Here is a 5,433-nt window from a genome sequence, read left to right as displayed (position 1 = left end):
AATTAAATCTAAATAAGTGTACCAACATTTAAACGTCATTTTTGTTTTTATTCCCAATCAAAAAAATTTCATTTAATTTCGGCGAATTAAAATTTCATTTTAAACACCCTACCTTAATTCTGCTGGCATGAATCTTTCACCACATGAAATAGAAATCATCCGTAACATTTGCCAGGACATTACTGCCAATTTTAAAAACCATATACTTATCGTAGAATTGGTACGCCGCTATCACCTCTCCGAAACCACGATCACTAAAGGCTTTAAGGCACAATACGGTTACACCATTTACAGATACAGATTGCAAAAATGTATGGAATACGCCAAACGCCAAATCGAAAGCGGCGTGCAGATAAAGAACATACAACACGAACTCCACTACAAAACCACCGGCAGTTTTGCCAGAGCTTACCGGAAAATTTACGGACAATCACCAAAAAAGAAAGTTTAATAAAGCAAAACTACCGTACCAGTTTTAGCAAGCGGACCCATGCTGCAAAAAAGCAGCACCCGGCGCGGTTTCGGTTCCTATAAATAGTTTGGAGATAAAGTACTATGATATACCTTGCATCACAGAAACAGTAAATGTAGTCGCACAAATTAGGAAGAATCGCAACGCCGTAGTTCACGTTATCATTAATCTTTTTTATGAAATGCCATATACCCACAGCACTGGTGTGCCTGTTGTTTGCCTCTGCCTGTAAAACAGATCCATTAGCCAGGTTACCAACTTTTGATTATAGAGCCATAGACAGTATTACCATTGCCAATACTAAGGATATTCCAGAAGATAAACCCATAGTGATCATACACTTTGGTTCAGATTGCAGGGATTGCCAACAAACTACAGATAGTCTATTGCAGAATATGGAAAAAGTAAAGAACGTGCGCTTCTATTTTCTCAGCATAGAAAAGTTCTCACAGGTAACACTATTTAGAGATTATTATAAGCTGGATAAATACCCTAATGTAACCGTCGGGCAAGACTATACGCATTTTCTACCCAAACACTTTCAAACGTATGCCACCCCCTTAATAGCACTATATAACAAGAATAAAGAAACTGTTGGTGTATTTAGAGGTGAACCTAACATCCAGGTATTAATAAACGCCATAAAAGCTATTAATTGAATCGTATGAAAAAGGACATAACTATAGATGTGATCAGTTACGCTATTATCCTGCTGTTTGTATATGCAGCACTCAGTAAGTTGTTTATGTACAATATCTATGTGTACGACTTGAACCGTTCGCCGTTTATTGCACCTTATGCCTCTCTATTGTCTTTAACACTGCCTGTAACAGAACTCAGTATAGCCGCACTATTGCTCTTTGAACGGACCAGGCTATACGGATTATATGGAGCCACCATATTAATGATATTGTTTACTATTTATGTAGGTGCGATACTTGGTTTTGTTCCGAACAAAGATAAGCCTTGTACATGTGGGGGATTGATTAGGGAATTAACATGGCCACAGCATTTTATATTTAACATCTTTTACACGGTATTAGCCGCATCCGGCATCTGGTTGCAACGATCCAAGACCAGTAAGCGCTTTGCGCAATAATTTTTCTATCATCTTTAAAAACGCATAAATTATGAAATGCTTAAAAATTCCCATCGGATTAGGTGTCGCAGTAATTACGAGTATAGCTGCTTTTGCAACGACAAACGGTTATAGCAGAGTAACTGTTTTTTATATAGATAATATTGGTGTTTGCACCCCTGTTTCAGAACCGTTTCTTTGTGTACCTGGTCCAAATCCATGTTTAGGTACAATACCAGGTGTTGATTTAGGAAAACAACTTTATAGCGATAGCATTTGTTTTACTCCATTGACAAAGCACTAGTTTTTCGATAACTCTTTGCGCAATAAACAGCCATAACGCGAATGGCTATTAGACAATCATTTCTATCACCTTTAAAAACGAACACGATGAAAAACAAAAAATTTCTATTGGGCCTCATCATTGCCTTAATTGCTGGTATCAGTGCATTTGCTACTGTAAAGAATCAAAATTTTTCTAGCTACTGGTATATAGATAACTCATTTAATTGTTTATCAGTTACAGAACCCATTGTCTGCTCACCAGGTTCTAATCCATGTTTAGGTACACAGACCGTAGATTTAGGAAGACAATTGTATAATGATAGTTTCTGCTTTACACCTTTAACGAAGATTTAATCGAATCAACTCTTTGCGCAATAATAAACCTTAGCATGTTAAGGTAAACAACAATTAATCATTTAAAAACATCAACATCATGAAGAAACCAAAAATGTTAATCGGCCTCTGCGTAGTCTTATTGGCTGGATTAAGTGCATTTGCGACAGTCAAAACGAAAAAATTCGTTCAGTACTATTACATCGACGACCTTTTAGGATGTACAACTGCTCCTGATGTACCGGATTGTTCAGGAACAGCACATCCATGTTTAGGTACAGTTTCAGGGATCGATAATGGCAAGCAATTGTTTAGCGATATTGCATGTAACGTACCACTAAAAAAACCTTAAAAAATATGCTGGCAATTATTTGCCAGCATATTTCTATTCTAACTTAGTTTTGATTCAACTCTATTACTTCTAGCTCCTTAACACCCTTCACTAACTTTAAACCATAATTACTAAGTTTTTTCTGTAGATCATCTCCGTCTAATCTATTTGCAACAAATTCTACATTAATCTTCGGATTTAAACCAGTATGATTAAAAGTCGGTAGATCCAAATTCATCATAATAGATAGATTTTTCATAAAATCAGTCAAGGAAATATTTTTAGCGATAAAACTACCATAAGAATCACCATAGTTCCCGTTATAATGAGCGTTTAAAATCTTACGCTTAAATAAGTCTTCATTATCTACTTCAAAGTAATATACAGGAAGCATCTTCTTTATTACTTTGGCTTTAAAACCAAAGTAATTTTCCAAATCAGACTGCATAACCTTCATTAAAAATTCAGGTGTAGATTTGTTTTTTGGAACACTTAAACTATACGAATATTGTTTTTTGTTAAGCAATTTATAATCAGTAGAATCCTTTAGATTAAGATAGAGCTTAGTTGCATACCTTTCGTAAAAGTCTTCTTCCCATATTTCCCAAGAGTCCATACCTAAATAAGCCAACTGATACAGATTGAGTAAAGAATAATAAAACACCTCTAATCTCCCATTTTCAAAAGTTGTTCTTCTATTCCCTTTAAAGCGTACTATTTTAGCAGGAGGCATCGAATCATCACTTACTTTCAATAAAGATCTAAATAGATAACTTGTATCATTCCCTCCGTTAGCAGCAACACCATTAGTTAAAAAAGGCAAGTTTTCCTTATAAGTATATCTTTTTAAAGGTTCTGACCGGGAATAAGAGCGAACAAACTGCGTAGGTTCACCTTTAATTAAGGAGGATAATTGCTGTTCATTGATTAGATAAGTCTTTGCTTTAATAACTCCTTTAGGATCTATAACCAAAATCTGAGGTACACTACCTACATCATAAGTATGGTTCAACACACTGTCAAAAGCCACCGTAAATTTTAGATGGTATTTTTGATCAAGACGACGATATACATCTTTAGTGATCTTTTCTATTTTCTTGGTATTAAAGCCGGGATACTTGATAGCCCCTACCATAATCAATTTCATTTTGTCCTTAAATTTCTCCTGTAGGGAATCCATTTTTGGAAAACTGGCCAAACAACCACCACAAGAATAACCCCAAAAATCCAGGATCAACCATTTTCCTCTGTAGTCCTCTATCGATACTGTTTTTGTGGAACTATTTACCAAATCCGTAAAAGTGTAATTTGATAACGTATCACCAATATTAGGATAAGCGGTTTTAATTTTTTCTTGTGCATGGCTTACGTAAGTAAGGGCCAATACACAAATTAGTGTTATAAAATTCTTCATCACGTTAGTTATAACCAGGGTTCTGTACCAAATTCACATCGTTTCCAATTTCTTTTTGCGGGATGGGCCATAATTGTTTAGCCGTGTTCCAAGTGGTCCCCTTAGATGGTGCTACCGCTGTCATTACGGCATCAATAGTACCGGTGCGCTTTAAATCTAGCCAACGGTGACCACCTTCTGTAAACAGCTCCCTTTGCCGCTCATCCAAAATTGCCGCCAATAAATTCGTTTTAGAAATATTAGTATTTGTTGCCGCAATTAATGATACACCAGCACGTAATCTAATCACATCGATATCACCAATAGCGCCAGGTAGATTATTTTGTTGCGCTCTGGCCTCTGCACGTATCAAATACTGTTCGGCCACACGTAACACCATAGAATACTCCGTGATGGTTGCAGAAGTTTCTACCTTGTATTTATAAGGAAAATAATAATCTACAGAACCGCTTGTAAATTTACCAATCCAATTATTCCTTCTTAAATCCCCAGGTTCAAATGCATTTAATAATTGCGTGCTGATTGTAGAAGATTTTTGAAGCCCAAGTGAAGGGACAGCGGTTAAAATAAAACTTGCCCCTTCATAGGTATTAATACTGTTAGTTGGTGTGGGCTTTGCCAATTGCCAAATAGCTTCTTTACTATTTTTTAAAAACACACTATTTACATCTACAGTAGAAGTAGAATATACAGAACTGTTATTAATCACCGCTGTTGCTTGCGTCTCTGCGTCAGCATAGTTATTAGTATATAAATATACCCTTGCCAACAATGCGGTTGCAGCATATTTATTTGGCCTTATCCGATCTGTAGTTGTAGCAATACTATTTGCAGCTACATAATTTTCATTTAAGTTTCCCTGAGCATTTTTCAAGTCTGTAATGATCTGCTGGTAAACCTGTGCTTTAGGCGTACGGGATGCTGTTGCATTATCGATGTAAATACTAGAGGTAATCAACGGTATATCCCCGTACAAATTCACCAAATAGAAATGCCAGTATGCCCGGATAAAAAGAGCCTCAGCCATTAATTGCTTTTTAACCGCAGGACTCAATGTAGTCGATGCGTTGCACCCCTCATACACTACATTTGCTTGATAAATAAAATTATATCCTAAAGTCCAAATTATATTTGTTGCTGCATCTACAGGCTGTAAGCCATTTTGATAAACTGGCTTAAACAAAGCCAGATTTGTTTTAAGTTCATCAGCGCAAAGCCCTGTAAATAAAGGGAACTCATAAGGAAGGAGATTTTGTTCCACCATTTGAGAATAGATACCCGTCATTGCTGCGCTGGCATTTGCATCATTTTGAAAAACGTTACCAGTAACCAGTAAAGTATTAGGGGGATCAAGCTCCACAAATTTTTTACACCTTAAAAAAAGGGGCGTTATTAAAAGTAAAATTGGTAACATGATAGAAATTGTGCCAATTGTGGTACTACTTTTAACTTTTGATTTTGAATTGAAATATTTCATCTTAATATCTTTTTAGAATACTGTTAAAGAGACAATTGTATAC

The 5,433-nt window shown here is 36.0% G+C and carries 8 protein-coding genes; 6 read left to right on the top strand and 2 right to left on the bottom strand.

The annotated features are described in order from the left end of the window. Nucleotides 1-127 precede the first annotated feature (127 nt). The 6 genes from DBR11_RS00065 (at nt 128) to DBR11_RS00045 (ending at nt 2,520) form a co-directional block, all read left to right on the top strand. Nucleotides 128-451 carry an AraC family transcriptional regulator gene (locus tag DBR11_RS00065; protein WP_108549568.1) on the top strand — a complete coding sequence of 108 codons (324 nt, stop codon included), beginning with the start codon at nt 128-130 and terminating at the stop codon, nt 449-451. Between the two features lie 197 nt (nt 452-648). After that, nucleotides 649-1,131, top strand: a complete 483-nt coding sequence (locus DBR11_RS00060) for a hypothetical protein (RefSeq protein ID WP_108549567.1) — start codon at nt 649-651, stop codon at nt 1,129-1,131. Between the two features lie 5 nt (nt 1,132-1,136). Then, a complete protein-coding gene (locus DBR11_RS00055) occupies nt 1,137-1,571 on the top strand; it encodes a MauE/DoxX family redox-associated membrane protein (protein WP_108549566.1) in 435 nt (144 codons plus the stop codon). 31 nt (nt 1,572-1,602) lie between these two features. Further along, a complete protein-coding gene (locus DBR11_RS29340) occupies nt 1,603-1,854 on the top strand; it encodes a hypothetical protein (protein WP_146186422.1) in 252 nt (83 codons plus the stop codon). Nucleotides 1,855-1,940: 86 nt separating this feature from the next. Next, a complete protein-coding gene (locus tag DBR11_RS00050; RefSeq protein ID WP_108549565.1) occupies nt 1,941-2,189 on the top strand; it encodes a DUF6520 family protein in 249 nt (82 codons plus the stop codon). Between the two features lie 79 nt (nt 2,190-2,268). Beyond that, the gene (locus DBR11_RS00045) at nt 2,269-2,520 is read left to right on the top strand and encodes a hypothetical protein (protein WP_108549564.1); all 252 of its coding nucleotides are present in this window, start codon (nt 2,269-2,271) and stop codon (nt 2,518-2,520) included. 43 nt (nt 2,521-2,563) lie between these two features. Here the strand turns inward: DBR11_RS00045 and DBR11_RS00040 are convergent, their stop codons facing one another. Together DBR11_RS00040 and DBR11_RS00035 are read right to left on the bottom strand one after the other, a co-directional pair. After that, the gene (locus DBR11_RS00040) at nt 2,564-3,913 is read right to left on the bottom strand and encodes a redoxin domain-containing protein (RefSeq protein ID WP_108549563.1); all 1,350 of its coding nucleotides are present in this window, start codon (nt 3,911-3,913) and stop codon (nt 2,564-2,566) included. 4 nt (nt 3,914-3,917) lie between these two features. Continuing rightward, the gene (locus tag DBR11_RS00035) at nt 3,918-5,390 is read right to left on the bottom strand and encodes a RagB/SusD family nutrient uptake outer membrane protein (protein ID WP_108549562.1); all 1,473 of its coding nucleotides are present in this window, start codon (nt 5,388-5,390) and stop codon (nt 3,918-3,920) included. Nucleotides 5,391-5,433: the final 43 nt, after the last annotated feature.

Origin of the sequence: Pedobacter sp. HMWF019 (assembly GCF_003061025.1) — a bacterium.
In the GTDB taxonomy this organism is placed as follows: Bacteria; Bacteroidota; Bacteroidia; order Sphingobacteriales; family Sphingobacteriaceae; genus Pedobacter.
The sequence above is the reverse complement of the archived record's forward strand: the minus strand, read 5'-3'. Positions and strand labels throughout refer to the sequence as shown.

Coding starts and splice junctions, on each gene's coding strand:
- DBR11_RS00065 (WP_108549568.1), top strand. CDS start 128: ATGAATCTTTCACCACATGAAATAGAAATCATCCGTAACATTTGCCAG.
- DBR11_RS00060 (WP_108549567.1), top strand. CDS start 649: ATGAAATGCCATATACCCACAGCACTGGTGTGCCTGTTGTTTGCCTCT.
- DBR11_RS00055 (WP_108549566.1), top strand. CDS start 1,137: ATGAAAAAGGACATAACTATAGATGTGATCAGTTACGCTATTATCCTG.
- DBR11_RS29340 (WP_146186422.1), top strand. CDS start 1,603: ATGAAATGCTTAAAAATTCCCATCGGATTAGGTGTCGCAGTAATTACG.
- DBR11_RS00050 (WP_108549565.1), top strand. CDS start 1,941: ATGAAAAACAAAAAATTTCTATTGGGCCTCATCATTGCCTTAATTGCT.
- DBR11_RS00045 (WP_108549564.1), top strand. CDS start 2,269: ATGAAGAAACCAAAAATGTTAATCGGCCTCTGCGTAGTCTTATTGGCT.
- DBR11_RS00040 (WP_108549563.1), bottom strand. CDS start 3,913: ATGAAGAATTTTATAACACTAATTTGTGTATTGGCCCTTACTTACGTA.
- DBR11_RS00035 (WP_108549562.1), bottom strand. CDS start 5,390: ATGAAATATTTCAATTCAAAATCAAAAGTTAAAAGTAGTACCACAATT.